Here is a 17,458-nt window from a genome sequence, read left to right on the forward strand (position 1 = left end):
GCGGGAAGTGACTACGGGCTGCCCCGCAGGGGCAGCCTCAGCTGAGCAAATCTTTGATTTGCGATCTGGCGCGGAGCGGCCCGCGGCGGGATATCCTATTTTCTGAGACCCATATTTGTTTCAAAGTAGTTCTTCCGGAGTGGAGAAGACCCGCTCGCAAGTTTCCTTTGAAAACTTGGTTGCAAGTCTATCGGTTTGCTCAGCTGAGGGCGAGCCTTGCAGCTCACCCCGCTCTTGAAAACGTATATATTGTTAGCCCCCTAACTATTCCATACATGGAAGACAGACCCCCTGCGGCGATCCTGATCAGGATCCTGGCAAACCATATCAAACGAAACCTGGACAATACCGCTTCCCAGGGGCCGCTGAAAAATCTCACCGGCACCCAGATCCAGATAATCGGCTATATCCGCCACGCAGGAACCCGCGACGTCTTCCAAAAAGACATCGAGACAAAATTCTCCATCCGGCGGTCTACGGCCACCGGGATACTCCAGCTGATGGAAAAAAACGACCTCATCATCAGAGAACCGGTCGACTATGACGCCCGGCTCAAAAAGATCCTGCTCACAGAAAAAGCCCTGGCAGTCAGCCGGCAGGCAAAACGCAATGTCTCTGATCTCGACAAACATCTGACAAAAGACATCCCCGCAGAAGAACTCGAAGCAGTTCGTTCGGTTCTTTGGAAAATGCTGAACAATCTGGAGAAGATGACATGAACCGCACCGTAGAACGCCTTGCAGGCTCGATCCGCGAGTATAAAAAAGACAGTCTGCTTACACCCGTGTTCGTCGGACTCGAAGTCGTCATGGAAGTTCTCATCCCGTTGATCCTTGCCAGTCTCATCGACGACGGGATCACCGGCGGGAATATGGGCGTTATCCTTCGGCTCGGCCTTGCGTTACTCATCTCCGCCCTCCTATCACTGCTGTTTGGCGTTCTCGCCGGCAGATATGCCGCGTCCGCCTCAACCGGATTTGCAAAAAACCTCAGGCAGGACATCTTTTACGCGATCCAGAACTTTTCGTTTGCCAACCTCGACAAATACCAGACATCAAGCCTCATCACCCGACTGACCACCGATGTTACCAATGTCCAGAATGCCTATCAGATGATCATACGGGTCGCGATGCGCTGCCCGCTGATGCTGATCTTATCCTACATCATGGTCATCGGGATCAATCCCCAGCTCTCGCTGATCTTCCTGTTTTTGATCCCGATCCTGGGGGTTGGGATGTATCTTATCATCACCAGGGTCCAGCCGATATTTGTAAAGGTGTTCAAAACATTTGACCGGCTCAACAAAGTCGTTCAGGAAAACCTCCGCGGGATCAGGGTCGTAAAATCCTATGTCCGTGACGACTACGAGACCGCCAAGTTCAAAGGCGTTTCACAGGATATCTACCGCTACTTCTCGCAAGCGGAAAAACTGCTCGCCTTTGTCAGCCCGCTGATGCAGTTTGTCATCTACCTGGCCATCCTTCTCATCTCCTGGTTCGGCGCCCAGCTGATCGTTGCCGAGACCCTGACAACTGGTCAGCTGGTCAGTCTCTTTGCCTACACCATGCAGATCCTGATGAGTCTGATGATGCTGGCGATGGTTTTCGTCATGATCACCATGTCGCGCGCATCCGCCGGACGGATCGTCGAGGTCCTCGACGAGCAAAGCGATCTGCATAACCCGAAAGACCCCGTATTTTTTGTCAAAAACGGTGATATCAGCTTCCGTGATGTTGACTTCAGTTACTCCTCAGCTGCCGAACGCATCTGTCTGCAGAAGATCAATCTGGAGATCAGGTCTGGCGAGACGGTCGGCATCCTCGGGGGGACCGGCAGTTCCAAAACCACCCTCGTCCAGCTCATCCCCCGGCTCTATGATGTGACCGGCGGCTCGGTAATGGTCGGCGGGATCGATGTCAGAGCATACGACATCAAAACGCTGCGTGATCAGGTCGCCATGGTCCTGCAGAAAAATGTGCTCTTCTCAGGAACGATCCGTGACAATCTCAAATGGGGCAATCCCGACGCATCCGACGAAGAGATGATCCGTGTCAGCAGACTCGCCTGTGCGGATGAGTTTGTCCAAAAGTTTCCCGACGGATACGACACAAGGATCGAACAGGGAGGTTCGAATGTTTCCGGCGGCCAGAAACAGAGACTCTGCATCGCCCGCGCTCTGCTGAAAAAACCGAGGATCCTTATTCTGGACGACTCAACAAGCGCCGTGGATACGAAAACGGATGCGCAGATAAGACAGGCGCTCTTCTCCGAACTGCCCGGCACCACGAAGATCATCATCACCCAGCGGATCTCTTCGGTAGAGGATGCGGACAAGATCGTCGTGATGGACAGAGGTCACATAAATGCGGTCGGGACCCATGCCGAACTCATGGCAAACAACCCGATCTACCGGGAGGTCTATGCGACCCAGATGAAGGGAGGTGAGCTGTAATGCCGCCGATGGGACCTCCCTCCCCACGATCCAAACGTCCGGGAATGCCGGTAGTCGGAAACAAACCCAAGGATGTAAAAAAGACCCTGGGCCGTCTTCTCTCCTATCTGCCGGGGATGTATAAGATAACGCTTGGTGTCGTCGTCGTCTGTATCCTTTTAAGCACCCTTGCCGGAGTGATCGGATCGCTCTTCCTCGAAGTGCTGATCGATGATTACATCACGCCGCTTCTTGGTATGGAAAATCCGGTCTTCACCTCATTACTCCAGGCGATCCTTTTCATGGGGCTCATCTATCTCTGCGGTATTTTGTCGACGCTGATCTACAGCCGGCTCATGGTCATCATTTCCCAGGGGGTCATGAAGAGGATACGGGACGAACTGTTTGCCCATATGCAGAAGCTGCCTGTCAGGTACTTCGACACGCATAAATTCGGCGATACGATGAGTCATTACACAAACGATACCGAGACCCTGCACCAGATGCTTTCGCAAAGTGTCCCGCAGGTGTTTTCTTCGGTCGTGACCATCATTTTCGTCTTCGCCGCAATGATCTATACGAGCAGTATCCTGACGATCCTTGTTGTATTCATGGTGGTCATCCTGTTCTTTGTAATGAAAAAGATCGGCGGGAAAAGCGCGACCTATTTTGTCAGCCAGCAGAAATCCCTCGGAAAAGTAAACGGCTACATCGAAGAGATGATCAACGGACAAAAGGTTGTCAAGGTGTTTTGTCACGAAGACACGGTCAAATCTGAGTTTAATGTAATGAACGATGAACTGCGCGGGCATGCGGCATCCGCCAACACGTTTGCGAATATTTTCATGCCGGTTGTCGTGAATATCGGAAATATCCAGTATGTTCTGGTGGCCGTACTGGGCGGAGCTTTGGCAATCAGCGGGGTAGGCGGTCTGACTCTTGGAGCGATCGCGGCCTTCCTGCAGCTGAGTAAAAGTTTCATGATGCCGATCAGTCAGGTCTCCCAGCAGCTCAGTTCGGTTGTCATGGCATTGGCGGGAGCAGAGCGGATCTTTCAGCTGATGGATGAACCGGCTGAGGAGGATACCGGCGATGTAACGCTGGTCAATGCGGAGATAGAAGGCGCGGCCCTGACGGAATCATCCGTTTATACGGGAGTCTGGGCCTGGAAGGAGATACAAAACGGCCGTCCGGTCTATACGCAGCTGAAAGGGGATGTCCAGCTTCGCGGGGTCACGTTTGGGTATGCGCCGGACAAGGATGTTCTGCATGATGTGACGCTGTATGCCCGTCCTGGCGAGAAGGTCGCGTTCGTCGGCGCAACGGGGGCGGGAAAAACAACGATCACCAATCTGATCAACCGGTTTTATGATGTGCAGAAAGGGGAGATCTTCTATGACGGGATCGATATCCGGCGGATCAGAAAGGCGGATCTGCGAAGGTCGCTTGGGATCGTTTTGCAGGATACGAATCTGTTTACCGGAACGGTCCGGGAAAATATCAGATTTGGAAAGCTGGATGCAACTGATGAGGAGGTGTATGCCGCCGCGCATCTTTCCAACGCCCACAACTTCATCTCCCGTCTTCCGGAGGGGTATGATACGATACTCGAAGGGGACGGCGGAACGCTTTCCCAGGGGCAGCGCCAGCTTCTTTCCATCGCACGGGCCGCGGTGGCAAATCCTCCGGTGATGATCCTGGATGAGGCGACGTCGAGTATCGATACGCGAACCGAGGCTATTGTCCAGGCAGGCATGGATTCCCTGATGAAGGGACGCACGGTTTTTGTGATCGCCCACCGGCTTTCAACGGTGCATAATGCTGATGTGATCATGGTCCTTGAGTCAGGCAGGATCATCGAGCGGGGCAGTCATGAAAAGCTGATCGCTGAAGGCGGACGGTATTATCAGCTGTATTCCGGCGCGTTTGAGCTGGAATGAGTATTTTTCCCGGCTGGGAAAAATCCTTTTTTTTAAGATCGAAACACTCCGCTCTCATGCTAAAGAACGTGTTAAAAAAACAGTGCGAAGGAAGGGATTCGAACCCCAGAACTCCTACGAGACCAGCCCCTGAAGCTGGCGCCTTTAACCTGGCTTGGCTACCTTCGCAAGTGATCAGACTCCTTTGACTTCACAAAGGGGCCATTGCACAGACGTGCTTTTACATATTCGACGTTCTGCTAAATATACATGCGGTTTTATTCGCGGAGAACCGCCCCGTCCCGGGAAAAAAAGACAGGGGAATATCCGTCTCACGCGAATGCCCGCTGGTTTGTTTCTTACTGATCGGTGTTTTCCTCTTCGAACCGTTTCATCTCGCGTTCGCGGAGTTCGCCGCGTTTGATCTTTCCCGAAAATGACTTCGGCAGATCGGAAACGAACTCGATAAGACGCGGATATTTGTACGGCGCGGTCGTCCGCTTCACGTACTCCTGGATATCCTTGGCGAGTTTCTCGGTAGGCTGATACCCGGAATGCAGAACGATGAATGCCTTGATCACCATGCCGCGGATCTCGTCGGGCGATCCGACGACTGCGCTCTCTTTGACTGCAGGGTGCTCAAGGAGGGTAGATTCCACCTCGAACGGGGAGATACGGTATCCGGAACTTTTGATCACATCATCATTTCTTCCGACGAACCAGAAGTATCCGTCCTCATCCAGACGTGCTTTGTCTCCGGTGTAATACCAGCCGTTCACGAACATCGCAGCGTTTTCTTCAGGATTGTTCAGATACTCCTTGATAAGTCCGACCGGTCGCGGGTTCAGTGAGACCGCGATCTTGCCGATATCTCCCTGCACCACTTCATGTCCGTCATCGTCCTGGAGCTGGATGTGCCAGCCGGGGACGGGTTTTCCCATCGATCCCTGTTTTACTTCCATTCCGGGCAGGGTCGCAATACAGCAGCAGGTCTCGGTCTGTCCGTAGCCTTCGCGGATCGTGATGCCTGTTCCCTCGCGCCAGATCCTGATGACTTCGGGGTTCAGCGGTTCGCCGGCGCTTGTGCATGTCCTGAGTTCAGAGAACGAGAACTTCTTCAGATCGGCGATGATCAGCATCCGGTAGATCGTCGGCGGCGCGCAGAACGAGGTGATCCCGTAGCGTTCGATGAGCGGGAGAAGTTCGGTCGCGTGAAATTTCGTGCGGTAATCGTACACGAAAATACAGGCACCGCAGATCCACTGACCGTAGATCTTTCCCCAGCCGCATTTTGCCCAGCCGGTATCCGAGACGGTGAAATGGACGTCATGTTCCGTGAGATCATGCCAGAACTTTGCGGTCACGATCTGTCCGAGCGGATGGGCATAATCGTGAAGAACCATCTTCGGGTCTTTTGTAGTACCTGACGTGAAGTAGATCAGCATCGGGTCGGTCGAGAGGACCTTGCGTCCGGTCGAACTGACCAGTTTTGTCGAGACGGGCGCCGGGTATTTGAGCTCGTTCTGGTAGCCGATCCACTGGCCGGGAAGTTTCTGGCCGGGTTTATCATCCACGGTCATTCGCAGCTGAAGGTGGGGGCACTGGGTCGCGACCTCATCCACCTTTGCCATATTCTCACTGTCGGTGATGACCATTTTAAATCCGCCGACCTTCATACGGTAGGCGATATCTTTGACAGTAAGCATGTGGGGCGAGGGGCTGAACACCGCGCCGAGCTTCATGATGCCCAGGACCAGGATCCACCACTCGGGAACACGCGGCAGCATCAGAAGAACACGGTCACCTTTCTGGATGCCGAACTTCATCAGGATATTGGCCGCTTCGTTTGAGTGGATCATCAGATCCCAGAAGGTGAACTTTTTTTCTTCACCGTCCTGGTTGGTCCATATCATCGCAAGATGGTTGCGATCGCGTTTTGCCCAGGCGTCAATGACGTCAAACGCAAAATTGTAATGTTTGGGGACGTCGATGGAGAAGGTTTTGTAGGTTTCCTCGTAGTCTCCAATATTGCCTTTTTCTTCGGTCATGGCGATATCTGTAATGATATTTGCGTTATCCCGTAATTAACGCATGGATGAAAAAACGCGTTTCGGCATAGTTTTTGCGGGTCAGTTCTTAGACTGGATACCGGTAAGCATCTGGGGATTGGTATTGACTGTCGGATCTTCAACCCGTCACGTGCAGAGGATTTTGGAAAAAACAGAGAAGAAGAGCTCAGCTCTCTTCTGGACAAAAATACGGACTGCGGTTTTTCACTGCAGCGCCGATCGCCGCCTTGAGCTCGTCTCCGTGCAGCCCGCGGATAGAGACCTCGTTTCCGGTTTTGAGAAGGCAGGGCTTCAATAGCCCGTCCGAGGTCACCCTCAGCCGGTTGCAGTTTGCACAAAACTCCGGATTGTGCATCGGCCTGACGACCTCAACAAGAGCGCCGTTCACCAGATATTTTCTCCTGTGGTGCATATGGCGGGTCGTCACCTGCGAGGAATGTTTGGCGAACTCTTTTTCAAGATCGGCAACGAGTTGAGCATTTCCATGGACGGCAGGATCCATATCGTCGGTCCATCCGTTGATATCCATGAGTTCGATGATCTGCAGAATGAGATTCTCGCCGCGTGCACGCACAAAGGCCAGGAACTCATCGATCTCCTGATCGTTCATACCTTTTAAGACGACCATGTTCAGTTTTACCGGTGTGAGACCTGCCGCGAGTGCCGCATCGATCCCGTCAAGAACATCCTTCAGCCGGTCACGCCCGGTGATCTTTTTGTAGGTTTCCCGGTCCATAGTGTCAAGACTTACATTCACCCGGGAAAGACCTGCTGCTTTCAGCTGATCTGCGAGTTTCGCAAGATGGGTCCCGTTCGTTGTCAGTGACGACTCGATGTGGGGGGGAATGGAGCGGATGATATCCAGAAGATCGGGGCGGAGAAGCGGCTCTCCGCCGGTGAGTTTGATCGTCCTGACGCCAAGCTCGGCAAAAACGCCGATAAGCTCCGCGATCTCTTCCTGGGTCATCTGGGAGGTCCGTTCATCCCGCGTACATCCGTTGTCCCCCTCCCCCTCTCTGTGGCAGTAGATACACCGGAGATCACACGCGCTGGTCACGGCTATCCTGACATTTGAAATCGTTCGGTTGTATGAGTCAGTTAGGATCTCACTCGCGTCTCTTTCTGTCGTCATTTCCTTCCCCAATGAAGTTCTTTGCAATGATATAACATTCGGTACTTCCCCGGCGGGTCGCCGTGGAACGGATGACCCGCACCGAGTAGAACTTCTCTTTCACCAGTTCAAGAAGCTCGTTGAAGTCCGAACCCTGGAAGGATTTCATGACCAGATTCCCTCCCTGTTTGAGCAGGGTGGAGGCAAAGTTGAGGGCTTCCTCGTTCAGACCCATGACCCGTGCCTGGTCATAGGATTTTGCTCCGGAAAGGTGGGGTGAGGCATCGCAGACCACCACATTCACAAGCGGCATCGCTTCTCTGACCTTTGCCTGAACGGCCGGATCGGTGAAATCTCCGGTGATGGTTATGACATTTTCCAGTGAGATGATCGGGTTCAGGTCAACTCCGCAGAGCTGACCTTCGGTCATCGTTTTTAAGACCTGAAGCCAGCTTCCCGGGGCCGCGCCGAGATCCACCACATTGTCCGTGTTCCGGATAACGTTGAATCGTTCATTGATATCGATGAGTTTGTATGCCGAGCGGGCCCTATATCCATCCCGCATGGCTTTTCTATATACATTATCTTTTGTCCATTGTGATCCCATGTGTTTTCCTCCCAACTTAACGTATATCTTATATGAGCGCGGATATAATTATACTATTAAAGTTTGTCACGCTGGTATAAGAGAGTGTGTCAAGGGGTTATACTGATGTTAAAAGCAACAATCGAAGCAGATATTTTCCGGGAGACCATCGATGCGGTCTCAGCACTGGTAAACGAATGCCGTCTTCACGTTGACGAGAAGGGAATCAGAACGATCACGGTGGATACGTCCAATGTGGCCATGGTTTCATTAGAGCTCTCTGCGTCGGCGTTTCTCACATTTGCGGCAGAACCCTGTGAAATAGGTCTCGATATAGAAAAGATCAGATCGATGATGTCGATGATCGGCAAGACGGATATCGTCTCTCTTGAACTTGATGACTCAGGCAAAAAACTTAAGATCAGCTTCGGCGGGTATGAATATTCAATAACCCTCCTCGATACAAAGACCATCAGAAAAGACCCGAACGCGCCGAACCTGAACCTCCCTGCCACCTTCGAGATACCGGGCATCATGTTCTATGATGCGATCAAGGCATCAGCGATGGTTTCTGATAAGATCTCCCTTGCCGTTTCTGCCGAGACCTGCGTTTTTACGATGAATGCCGACGGTGACTCCGACCGGATCAAACGCGAGCTTGCCGGCGAAGATGTCCATTATATCACCTGTGCCGATGCAAAATCCCTGTTCTCTCTGGACTATCTGAAGGATATGGGCAAATCCATCAGCCGTGCGGACAAGGTGCAGATCCGTCTGGGGACTGATCATCCTGTCCAGTTTTCCTTCGTCTATGCAGGCGGCAAAGGAAGTGTGGGCTATCTTCTTGCTCCGAGGATCGAGGCAGATTAACCGTTATGCGTACGTCCGTTGAAAAGCGCGATCTGGCTCACTATCCTTTTTTACCTGAAGCACAGGGGCTGCTTGCGTCCCGCGGAATCAAAATGGCCGGTCTTTCCGGCTCGACGACCGGCTGTTCCTATCTTGACCGTGCGGCCGACCGGATCATGCTCGCACTTAACGGAAAAACCGTCTATCCTGAGTCGGAAGATGATGTGGTCTCCGATATCATCACCTATGTTTTGGCACGGGTCCTCGTATCCTGTACGAAAGACAAGCGGACGATCGACCGGCTCTGCAGGATGGAGGCTGCCCGGGTCTATGCGTATTTTCATGCCGAGGAGAATCAGCTTCTGAAAAAACGGGTGTGTGAGGAACTCGGTCTTGAGACCGGTGACGGATCGCTCGCTGTGATCCGGTATGTGGAGCTTGCATCCCGTGTGCGTGATGCGAAGTGGCGGCTGATCAATCGTGATGTGCTGGCCGGGCGCGTGAAGGTTTCTGCAGATGAGATGGATGTTTTGATCGCCGAAAGGATCCGAAACATCCTTTCTTGCGGCCTGCCGCTCGACATCCCCGAGCCGATCTTGCGAGAGTATCTGCCGTGGAGCGATAAGATCCTCTCGGCAGTGCAGGAACGGACCCTTGCCGAGTTTGGGGCGATCGATGAGTCGGCGTATCCTCCCTGTATCCAGTCGCTGATCTCCGCTGCGGCTGCCGGGGTGAATCTGACCCATTCGGGGCGGTTTTCGATGACGGCGTTTCTGCATAATGTGGGGATGAACAATGAACAGATCGGCGGGATCTTTGCGCGGAGTCCGGATTATAATCCTGATATGACGAATTATCAGGTCGATCATATCCTGACGAATGAGTATACCACGCCTTCCTGCGCGACAATGCTGACGCACGGAATCTGTGTGAATAAGGACCGGCTCTGCGAGTCGGTTTCCCACCCGCTGAATTATTACCGCTCCAAAAAGAAGATGATGGAAAAGATGCGGATGAGGGATGAGGCGACGGCAAAGAAAGCAGAGGGTTTGGACGGCGGGAATTTAGGAAAAGAAGCATCTGAAGACTGAGGACACTGGGTATTTATAGGTACGAAAAGCATATCTTTTTGCTATGAACTTCGGGACTCTTGCAGATATTGAAACACGCGGAAAAACCGTTCTTGTCCGTGTGGATTTCAACTCCCCTATAGATCCTTCCTCCAATACTATCCTGGATGATAAACGATTCCGTGAACATGTTCCGACTCTGCAGGCGCTGGAAGACGCACGCGTTGTGGTCATCGCACACCAGAGCCGGCCGGGTAAAAAGGATTTCACGACTCTCGCGGCCCACGCTGATAAACTGGAGCGGCTTTTAGGGATGCCGGTCACGTATGTGGACGATATCATCGGCAGCTGCGCGAAGCGCGCAGTTTATGATTCTCATCCCGGGGATGTTGTTCTGCTGGAGAATGTCAGGTTCTCTGCTGAGGAGAATCTGAGTCTGAAACCCGAAGAAGGGGCAAAGACCCATCTTGTGAGAAAACTTGCGGCCATGGCCGATCTTTGTGTGTATGATGCGTTTGGCACGGCGCACCGGTCGCAGCCGACGATCACGGGCCTGCCCTATGCGATGAAAACGGTGGCGGGTCTTCTGATGGAAAAGGAGGTCGCGATGCTTTCAAAAGTGTTCACCTCGGCGCCCAGGCCGGTGACGTTTGTTCTGGGCGGAACGAAGGTCGATGATTCCATCGCGGTGGCCGGAAATGTGCTTGCGAATAAAACAGCAGACAAGATCGCCGTCATCGGGGTGGTGGCCAATGTGTTTTATCTGGCAAAGGGTATCGATATCGGCGAGCCTTCACGAAATCTGATCCGCACTCTCGGGTATGACGGTGAGGTCGCTAAAGCGAAGGTGATACTTGATTCGTATCCGGATAAGGTCCTGCTGCCGGAGTATGTGGCAGTGAAAGAGCAGGATGAGCGCAAAGAGTATCCTATTCTCACGATTCCAAAGGACTGTCCGATCCTGGATATGGGTACGGATTCGATCGTGCAGTTTTCCCGGGAACTTGCGGCGTCCGGTTCGATCGTGTTTAATGGTCCGGCCGGTGTTTTTGAGGAGGCAAAGTTTGCATCCGGGACCTTTGAACTGCTTCGTGCAGCGGCAAATGCGGAATTTTCTGTCTGCGGGGGAGGACATACGGCGGCGGTCATCGAGCAGCTGGGTCTTGAGCCCCAATACTCTCATCTTTCAACCGGCGGGGGCGCATGTATCGAGTTTTTGACAGGAAAGAAACTTCCGGCGATCGCTGCGCTCGAAGAGTCCTGGAAGAAGTTTGGCAACTGAGCGGCTCTTTTTCTCCTCCTTTTTTATTCCCGTATGATGATGAGGGTTGTCTGTTCGGCAAGTTTTGTTTTGTTTATGTCATATACGCTGAGGGTGGCGGTTATTGAGGATTTGTTTGCCGTATTCGGGTAGAATGTCGACAGATTTCCTTCATAGGTCTCACCGCTCGCAAAATATGCGGTACTGCCCACGCGGAATTCGGTATCGCAGATGACGGTCACTGAATATGCTCCATTTTTAGGTGAATTAAGATTGATCTGAAGAGCAGGGACGTTATGTCCGTCCACTATGATATATCTCCCGGCAATATCCTCTCTCCATATCTCGGCGGATGTTGTTCCAATCAGCGGTATGTGATGTGTGGAATCTCCTGTTCCCTGGAGGGATTCTCCCCCGATCTTATAATTTCCGATGAATTCTCCGATTTCATCTTCCTGTTCGCTTGTATGGAGCCGTATTGTTTTCCGGATGGTGGTTTTGGTTTTCCCGTCGGTATAATATGCCGTATATGTGATCAGAAAGTCTTGTTCCGGGCTGGTGAATACCTCTAAGGGGTATGTATACTCAACACCAACAAGCGGTTCGAATAATATCTGTGTGACGGCTCCGGTATATCCCAAGTCAAGCATCCAGTAGGAAACGTTACTTCTATTTGTGTAGGGTGTTGTGTCGGTCAGATAAATCTGATTTGGTTTCCAGCTGCGATATTCTGCAACCAGGATCAGCTTTTCTGTACTTACTTCCTGTATCTTTTGTCCCTCAGCTTCCAGGGTCATGGTCCTGATGCAGAGAACCTGCTCGCTCCCGTCATCAAAGACGCCGGTCACGGTCATCGGGTAGCTGCCTTTAGGAAATCCGATATCGAATCTGATTGGGATGCTGCATCCTTCAATATATCTTTCCTGCTCCGGGCAGGGTGTCCCGACGGATATGCCGGCAGGTGTGCTGACCGAAACATATACTGATTTCAGGGCGGATCCCTCGTCAGTTTTCCAGAGATGGATCAAGAGGGGGTCAATGCTGCTGCCTGTCGCTTCGGCAGTAAGATAGGTGTGTTTTGCATCCGCGGTATCGCCGGCGAAACTGAAAAATACCAGTGCTGCTGCTCCGACCAGAACCAGAGTTAAAAATATGAGCAGTATGACGCTGATTATCGGGGATATGCCGGACTCAACTCTCTGTATCATGAAAAAATTCCAAACGCAGATGTTATTGTACTGTACCTCCTTTTTTGAAATGACAAAAGTCTTTCTGTGTTCGGGCCCGCTTTTTTCTCTTCCCCCTCTTCGTATTTGACAAAATATTATGGCACGGCGCGATTCAAATGCCATGGGTCGGTTTTCCCGTCTGCATCAGACCTATATGTTCTTACGACCAATGTCTAAGTATTATGGTGCAGTCATACGAAGATATGTTAAAGACCGCGTATTCCGGGATGGGCGAGCCTACGGAGACGGGCGAACGGTTTGTTATGCCGAAGGCGAAGATCTATATCGAGGGTAAAACGACGGTTCTTGAGAACTTTTCTGATATTATCGATTCACTCAACCGCGATAAGGATCATTTCATGAAGTTCATTTTAGGTGAGCTCGGTACTGCCGGAAAGATCGACGGAAACCGCGCGGTCTTCAATGGAAAGTTCGAGCAGGCTCAGTTCGATGCGATCGTTGATACGTATGTCGGCGATTACGTCATCTGTTCCGAGTGCGGCCGGCCTGACACGAAACTTGTGAAAGATGACCGCGTATTGATGCTTCTTTGTGAAGCGTGCGGATCAAAGCGGCCGATCCGGAAACGAAAAGCAAAGACCGAGGTGCAGGGTCCTGCTATTGAGGAGGGTAAGGAACTTGAGGTCCATATCGAGTCTATCAGTAAGAAAGGCGACGGCGTTGCAAGAATCGGGAAATATATCCTGTATGTTGCCGGAACCAAGGCCGGCCAGAATGTGAAAGTGCGCATAACCAGGATCTCCGGTCAGGTTGCCTTCACACAGAAAATCCTCTAACCTTTTTTTTACCGCCTACCCCACAATTATATAGTGTCGCCGAGCGAATCTATAAGGGAATGAAGCTGAAGATTATCGAGCTTGAGAAGGATAAAATACGGATCACCCTGGAAGGTGAGGGGCATACCATGGTCAACGCATTGGTGGATGAGATCCTTGCAGATCCGGAAGTGGATGTTGCCAAATATGTGATCAAATACCAGTTCTCCGACCCGGAACTGTTTGTCACCATGAAACCCGGATCTGCAAAAGACCCGATCACCGTTATCCGTGAAGCCGCACAGCATATGGTTGACCGTTGCGACGCTCTTCTTGCCTGTCTGAAAAACTAATACTTTTTTCCTTCCCTCTCTCAAGGGAATAGGCGAAGTATTATATTGCTCTAACCCTTACATAATAGAGCACTCAGTTTAGTGGAGCAGTATCTGGCATACTGCGAGTGTCGATCTGCATACGATTCAACATGGGTTTTGTGCAGCCTTCCGATTCGTCGGAAGGAAAGATGCGGAGTTCTCTGTAGACGTAGCCAAGCCTGGTATGGCGCAGGTTTGCTAAACCTGTGTCCCCCTGGGACTCGAGGGTTCAAATCCCTCCGTCTGCGCTTAACGTACGCAACACACACACATTTTGTGTGTTTCAAATTTAGACTAAACTCTCCAAAAGAGAGGCGAAAAAATGGTTGAAGAGTCAGAATTAAAATATTTTGTGCGGATCATTAACACTGATCTGGACGGTACCCAGCCTGTTCAGCTTGCGCTGACGGGAATTAAGGGCATCGGCCTCCATGCCGCACTTGTCATTGCCCGCCGAGCCGGCGTTGATGTCCGTGCTACCATGGGTCTCTTAGGCGATGACGATGTGGCCGCGATTGAAGAGCAGGTTAAAGCATATCCTGCCTCAGTGCCAAAATGGATGGTCAACCGCCCGGTGGATGTGTATTCGGGAGAACCGAAACACCTCTACGGCAGCGACCTTTCCCTTGCGAAGGATGATGACATCAACCTCATGAAGAAGATGCGGTGTTACCGCGGTATCCGTCATGAGAATGGTCTCAAAGTTCGCGGACAGCGTACTAAAGCAACCGGCAGATTTGGAAAGATCGTCGGTGTCTCCAAGAGGCGGAACTAATCAGGTGATTTAAATGGGATACCCAGGAAAGAACACCAAACAGTACTCTTCCCCGAAGCGCCGCTTCGAGAAGTCACGTATTGAATCAGAACGCACCCTTGCGATCACCTATGGTCTGCGTAACAAACGCGAGATCTGGAGAGCCACCGAAGTCCTCAGAAAACACAGAGGGGGCGCTCGAGAAGTTCTTGCAATGACCTCCTCTGTCGGTGAAGCACCAAAGACTATTGCCCGCCGTGACGAACTCGTCGCCACGCTCCAGCGCTATGGACTTATTGGTCCGGATGCATCAATGGATAACATTCTGTCTTTAAAGGTGGAAGATGTCCTTGAGCGCCGTCTTCAGACGATCGTCTACCGCAAAGGTCTTGCACGCAGCCCGAAACAGGCTCGTCAGCTTATCACCCACGGACACATTGCCATCAATGGACAGCGTGTCAGTGTTCCAAGCTACATGGTTCCGATCGCGGAAGAAGCAGGAGTTATGTACTATGCAACCTCCAGTCTTGTTGATGAAGCCAACGGTGAACGTCAGCGTATCATGAATCAGAGGGCATAATCATGGCAGAAGCAACTGAAAAATGGGGCATTGCCCACATCTTTGCCTCATTCAACAACACCATCATCACCGTCACCGATCTTTCAGGCGCAGAAACCGTCTGCAAGTCAAGCGGCGGTATGGTCGTTAAGCAGGCCCGCAATGAGTCTTCGCCTTATGCAGCAATGCAGATGGCGATCAACATTGCCCAGGCATCAAAGGACAAAGGTATCACCGGACTTCACATCCGTGTTCGCGCTCCCGGAAACGGCAGACAGCGGTCACCGGGGCCCGGCGCCCAGGCTGCAATCCGTGCACTTTCACGTGCAGGTATGCGCATCGGCAGAATCGAAGACGTAACTCCGGTACCACACGACAGCATTCGTGCTAAAGGTGGCAGAAGGGGCAGGAGAGTCTGAATGGATCTGGTATTCAGCAGGCTCGATGACTCTGTCGCACGTTTTACTATTCACGGAGCGACTCCTGCATTCGCCAACGCACTTCGTCGCTCGATGATCGGTGAGGTGCCAACCCTCGCCATCGAAGATATCCGTATCTATGACAATACCAGTGTTCTCTTTGATGAGATGCTGGCACACAGAATGGGACTCATCCCGATCAAGACCGATCTCTCGCAGTATGTTCCAAGAAGCGAATGTTCCTGCGGCGGCGCGGGATGTCCTCACTGCACTGTGATGTTCACTCTGAGTGTTGAAGGCCCGAAGATGGTCACCTCCGGTGATCTTATCTCCATGGACGAAAACACCGTTCCGGTCCACAACAACATCCCGATCGTCAAACTTTGGGAAAATCAGAAGGTCGTCTTAGAAGCAGTGGCAGAAGTAAACTACGGGAAAGAGCATGCCAAATGGCAGCCGACTCTTGCCTGCGGCTACTCTGAGTATCCGGTCATCACCATTAAAGATACCTGTGACGGCTGCGGAAAATGTGTTTCTGAATGTCCCCGCGACGTTCTGGAACTCACGAAAGATACCGTAAGCATCCGTGTTGTAAACGGCGAAAGCAAGGAAAAAGACTGTTCGTTATGCCGTCTCTGTGAGACTGCATGTATGGACAGCGGCATCGGCGAGGACCCGGCCATTATTATTGGTGCAGACAGCACGAAGTTCATCTTCGTTGTTGAAAGCGACGGGTCCTTACCGGTGAAAGAGATCATTGAAAGAGCACTGCTGCATATCAAATCACGATCTTCAGATCTGATTGAAGCATTACAGGAGGGACTGTAAATGAATAAAACTAACCCACGTCTCGAATCCTTAATCATGATGCTTAAACGCGCATCCCGGGAGAACGAGGCAAACATCTGGCGTGAGATTGCCGGCCGTCTGAACACGTCCAGCAAGAATCAGGCAGAAGTGAACGTCGGTAAAATCAACCGCTATGCAAACGAGAATGAGATCATCCTGGTTCCGGGCAAAGTGCTCGCAGCAGGTGTAATTGGTACTTCAGTATCAGTTGCAGCTCTCAACTTCTCCGATGCTGCCCGTGAGAAAATAACTGAAGCAAAAGGCACCTGCATGACAATCGAAGAGCTTGTTGCTGCAAATCCGAAAGGAAGCCGCGTAAGGATCCTGAGGTGAGATGAATATGGTAACAGTTATTGATGGAGAAAATCTCCTTCTTGGAAGACTTTCCAGTATCGTTGCAACCCGCATCCTCGCCGGTGAGGAGATTGCAATCATCAATGCCGAGAAGGTCATCGTATCCGGTGCCCGTGCAATGGTCTTAAACGAATACCAGGTAACTCGTGTTCGCGGATCCGTTGAGGGAGGTCCATTCTTCCCAAGACGCCCGGATCACCTTGTAAAACGCACGATCCGTGGAATGATCCCCTACAAGACCCGGCCGGGAGCAGCAGCTTTCCGCCGTGTCAAAGCATACGTCGGAGTTCCTTACGAATTCAAAGACGTAGAGGCAGAAGTTCTGGAAGACGCACACCGGAAACGGCTGAGCGGAGCCAGATACATCTCTGTTGGCGAGATCAGCAAAAACCTTGGAGCAAAATTCTAAACAGGTGATCTAAGATGAAAATTATTAACACCAGTGGAAAAAGAAAGACCGCAATTGCCCGCGCCACCCTTCGCGAGGGAAAAGGCAGAGTTAGAATCAACTCTGTCCCTCTTGAAGTGTACGGCAACGAGATCATCCGTATGAAGATCTCCGAGGCACTTGCACTTGCACCAGGATCCATCGACAATGTCGATGTTGATATTGATGTCTCCGGCGGAGGCGTCATGGGACAGGCAGAGGCAATCCGCACGGCACTTGGCCGCGGTATCCTTTCCTGGACCAATGACCCGAAGATCAAGGAAGTGTACCTTTCTTACGACAGAACTCTCCTGGTCAACGACTCCCGTCAGAAGGAAGCGAAAAAGCCCCATGGACGCGGTGCCCGTGCACGGTTCCAGAAGTCTTATCGTTAAGGCACAGCATACAGAATATATGCGGG

General features: G+C 51.8%; 19 protein-coding genes and 2 tRNA genes. 16 read left to right on the top strand and 5 right to left on the bottom strand.

Annotation, left to right across the window (positions count from 1 at the left end):
• Positions 1–275 precede the first annotated feature (275 nt).
• The 3 genes from H575_RS06565 to H575_RS06575 are packed head-to-tail and all read left to right on the top strand — an operon-like array spanning position 276 to position 4,371.
• Entirely contained in the window at positions 276–719 is a 444-nt protein-coding gene (locus tag H575_RS06565; protein ID WP_042699787.1) for a MarR family winged helix-turn-helix transcriptional regulator, read from the top strand.
• Entirely contained in the window at positions 716–2,452 is a 1,737-nt protein-coding gene (locus H575_RS06570) for an ABC transporter ATP-binding protein (RefSeq protein ID WP_042699790.1), read from the top strand. Before H575_RS06565 ends, H575_RS06570 begins: the two co-directional genes overlap by 4 nt.
• A gap of 44 nt (positions 2,453–2,496) precedes the next feature.
• On the top strand, positions 2,497–4,371 hold the full coding sequence (locus H575_RS06575; RefSeq protein WP_052320012.1) for an ABC transporter ATP-binding protein: 1,875 nt from the start codon (positions 2,497–2,499) through the stop codon (positions 4,369–4,371).
• 83 nt (positions 4,372–4,454) lie between these two features.
• Here the strand turns inward: H575_RS06575 and H575_RS06580 are convergent.
• The 4 genes from H575_RS06580 to H575_RS06595 form a co-directional block, all read right to left on the bottom strand.
• Positions 4,455–4,539 (bottom strand) — tRNA-Leu (locus H575_RS06580).
• A 170-nt stretch (positions 4,540–4,709) separates the two neighbouring features.
• Positions 4,710–6,398 carry an AMP-binding protein gene (locus tag H575_RS06585; protein WP_042699793.1) on the bottom strand — a complete coding sequence of 563 codons (1,689 nt, stop codon included), beginning with the start codon at positions 6,396–6,398 and terminating at the stop codon, positions 4,710–4,712.
• 187 nt (positions 6,399–6,585) lie between these two features.
• Positions 6,586–7,551 (bottom strand): GTP 3',8-cyclase MoaA, encoded by a 966-nt coding sequence (gene moaA / locus H575_RS06590; protein ID WP_042699796.1) that lies wholly within the window; start codon positions 7,549–7,551, stop codon positions 6,586–6,588.
• Entirely contained in the window at positions 7,526–8,137 is a 612-nt protein-coding gene (locus tag H575_RS06595; protein WP_042699799.1) for an RlmE family RNA methyltransferase, read from the bottom strand. Before H575_RS06595 ends, moaA begins: the two co-directional genes overlap by 26 nt.
• A gap of 105 nt (positions 8,138–8,242) precedes the next feature.
• On the opposite strand from H575_RS06595, the gene H575_RS06600 reads away from it, so the two are divergent.
• Genes H575_RS06600 through H575_RS06610 form a run of 3 tightly spaced genes read left to right on the top strand, consistent with a single transcriptional unit; the run spans position 8,243 to position 11,317 of the window.
• On the top strand, positions 8,243–8,986 hold the full coding sequence (locus tag H575_RS06600) for a DNA polymerase sliding clamp (protein ID WP_042699802.1): 744 nt from the start codon (positions 8,243–8,245) through the stop codon (positions 8,984–8,986).
• Between the two features lie 5 nt (positions 8,987–8,991).
• Positions 8,992–10,056: a DNA primase regulatory subunit PriL gene (priL, locus tag H575_RS06605; RefSeq protein WP_052320002.1), complete on the top strand. Its 1,065-nt coding sequence runs from the start codon at positions 8,992–8,994 to the stop codon at positions 10,054–10,056.
• A 43-nt stretch (positions 10,057–10,099) separates the two neighbouring features.
• Complete coding sequence (locus tag H575_RS06610; protein ID WP_042699804.1) at positions 10,100–11,317, top strand: phosphoglycerate kinase; 1,218 nt, start codon at positions 10,100–10,102, stop codon at positions 11,315–11,317.
• A 23-nt stretch (positions 11,318–11,340) separates the two neighbouring features.
• On the opposite strand, the gene H575_RS06615 is transcribed toward H575_RS06610, so the two are convergent.
• A complete protein-coding gene (locus H575_RS06615; protein WP_042699807.1) occupies positions 11,341–12,504 on the bottom strand; it encodes an archaellin/type IV pilin N-terminal domain-containing protein in 1,164 nt (387 codons plus the stop codon).
• A 203-nt stretch (positions 12,505–12,707) separates the two neighbouring features.
• Here H575_RS06615 and H575_RS06620 point away from each other — a divergent pair, with 203 nt between their 5' ends.
• The 10 genes from H575_RS06620 (at position 12,708) to H575_RS06665 (ending at position 17,432) form a co-directional block, all read left to right on the top strand.
• Positions 12,708–13,322 (top strand): translation initiation factor IF-2 subunit beta, encoded by a 615-nt coding sequence (locus H575_RS06620; RefSeq protein ID WP_042699810.1) that lies wholly within the window; start codon positions 12,708–12,710, stop codon positions 13,320–13,322.
• 59 nt (positions 13,323–13,381) lie between these two features.
• Positions 13,382–13,654 (top strand): DNA-directed RNA polymerase subunit L, encoded by a 273-nt coding sequence (locus tag H575_RS06625; RefSeq protein ID WP_042699813.1) that lies wholly within the window; start codon positions 13,382–13,384, stop codon positions 13,652–13,654.
• A 184-nt stretch (positions 13,655–13,838) separates the two neighbouring features.
• Positions 13,839–13,923 (top strand) — tRNA-Ser (locus H575_RS06630).
• Positions 13,924–13,997: 74 nt separating this feature from the next.
• Positions 13,998–14,450, top strand: a complete 453-nt coding sequence (locus H575_RS06635) for a 30S ribosomal protein S13 (protein WP_042699816.1) — start codon at positions 13,998–14,000, stop codon at positions 14,448–14,450.
• Between the two features lie 13 nt (positions 14,451–14,463).
• On the top strand, positions 14,464–15,009 hold the full coding sequence (locus H575_RS06640; RefSeq protein WP_042699818.1) for a 30S ribosomal protein S4: 546 nt from the start codon (positions 14,464–14,466) through the stop codon (positions 15,007–15,009).
• 2 nt (positions 15,010–15,011) lie between these two features.
• Positions 15,012–15,407: a 30S ribosomal protein S11 gene (locus tag H575_RS06645; RefSeq protein ID WP_042699821.1), complete on the top strand. Its 396-nt coding sequence runs from the start codon at positions 15,012–15,014 to the stop codon at positions 15,405–15,407.
• On the top strand, positions 15,408–16,235 hold the full coding sequence (locus H575_RS06650) for a DNA-directed RNA polymerase subunit D (protein ID WP_042699825.1): 828 nt from the start codon (positions 15,408–15,410) through the stop codon (positions 16,233–16,235).
• The gene (locus H575_RS06655; RefSeq protein ID WP_011833615.1) at positions 16,236–16,589 is read left to right on the top strand and encodes a 50S ribosomal protein L18e; all 354 of its coding nucleotides are present in this window, start codon (positions 16,236–16,238) and stop codon (positions 16,587–16,589) included. It abuts the gene before it with no gap.
• A 7-nt stretch (positions 16,590–16,596) separates the two neighbouring features.
• A complete protein-coding gene (locus H575_RS06660; protein WP_052320013.1) occupies positions 16,597–17,019 on the top strand; it encodes a 50S ribosomal protein L13 in 423 nt (140 codons plus the stop codon).
• Positions 17,020–17,033: 14 nt separating this feature from the next.
• Entirely contained in the window at positions 17,034–17,432 is a 399-nt protein-coding gene (locus H575_RS06665; RefSeq protein WP_011833613.1) for a 30S ribosomal protein S9, read from the top strand.
• Positions 17,433–17,458 lie beyond the last annotated feature (26 nt).

The sequence above is a fragment of the Methanocorpusculum bavaricum DSM 4179 genome, assembly GCF_000430905.1.
In the GTDB taxonomy this organism is placed as follows: Archaea; Halobacteriota; Methanomicrobia; order Methanomicrobiales; family Methanocorpusculaceae; genus Methanocorpusculum; species Methanocorpusculum parvum.

Excerpts from the sequence above, each read along its gene's own strand:
- H575_RS06565 (WP_042699787.1), top strand. The coding sequence starts at position 276 with ATGGAAGACAGACCCCCTGCGGCGATCCTGATCAGGATCCTGGCAAAC.
- H575_RS06570 (WP_042699790.1), top strand. The coding sequence starts at position 716 with ATGAACCGCACCGTAGAACGCCTTGCAGGCTCGATCCGCGAGTATAAA.
- H575_RS06575 (WP_052320012.1), top strand. The coding sequence starts at position 2,497 with ATGCCGGTAGTCGGAAACAAACCCAAGGATGTAAAAAAGACCCTGGGC.
- H575_RS06585 (WP_042699793.1), bottom strand. The coding sequence starts at position 6,398 with ATGACCGAAGAAAAAGGCAATATTGGAGACTACGAGGAAACCTACAAA.
- moaA (WP_042699796.1), bottom strand. The coding sequence starts at position 7,551 with ATGACGACAGAAAGAGACGCGAGTGAGATCCTAACTGACTCATACAAC.
- H575_RS06595 (WP_042699799.1), bottom strand. The coding sequence starts at position 8,137 with ATGGGATCACAATGGACAAAAGATAATGTATATAGAAAAGCCATGCGG.
- H575_RS06600 (WP_042699802.1), top strand. The coding sequence starts at position 8,243 with ATGTTAAAAGCAACAATCGAAGCAGATATTTTCCGGGAGACCATCGAT.
- priL (WP_052320002.1), top strand. The coding sequence starts at position 8,992 with ATGCGTACGTCCGTTGAAAAGCGCGATCTGGCTCACTATCCTTTTTTA.
- H575_RS06610 (WP_042699804.1), top strand. The coding sequence starts at position 10,100 with ATGAACTTCGGGACTCTTGCAGATATTGAAACACGCGGAAAAACCGTT.
- H575_RS06615 (WP_042699807.1), bottom strand. The coding sequence starts at position 12,504 with ATGATACAGAGAGTTGAGTCCGGCATATCCCCGATAATCAGCGTCATA.
- H575_RS06620 (WP_042699810.1), top strand. The coding sequence starts at position 12,708 with ATGGTGCAGTCATACGAAGATATGTTAAAGACCGCGTATTCCGGGATG.
- H575_RS06625 (WP_042699813.1), top strand. The coding sequence starts at position 13,382 with ATGAAGCTGAAGATTATCGAGCTTGAGAAGGATAAAATACGGATCACC.
- H575_RS06635 (WP_042699816.1), top strand. The coding sequence starts at position 13,998 with ATGGTTGAAGAGTCAGAATTAAAATATTTTGTGCGGATCATTAACACT.
- H575_RS06640 (WP_042699818.1), top strand. The coding sequence starts at position 14,464 with ATGGGATACCCAGGAAAGAACACCAAACAGTACTCTTCCCCGAAGCGC.
- H575_RS06645 (WP_042699821.1), top strand. The coding sequence starts at position 15,012 with ATGGCAGAAGCAACTGAAAAATGGGGCATTGCCCACATCTTTGCCTCA.
- H575_RS06650 (WP_042699825.1), top strand. The coding sequence starts at position 15,408 with ATGGATCTGGTATTCAGCAGGCTCGATGACTCTGTCGCACGTTTTACT.
- H575_RS06655 (WP_011833615.1), top strand. The coding sequence starts at position 16,236 with ATGAATAAAACTAACCCACGTCTCGAATCCTTAATCATGATGCTTAAA.
- H575_RS06660 (WP_052320013.1), top strand. The coding sequence starts at position 16,597 with ATGGTAACAGTTATTGATGGAGAAAATCTCCTTCTTGGAAGACTTTCC.
- H575_RS06665 (WP_011833613.1), top strand. The coding sequence starts at position 17,034 with ATGAAAATTATTAACACCAGTGGAAAAAGAAAGACCGCAATTGCCCGC.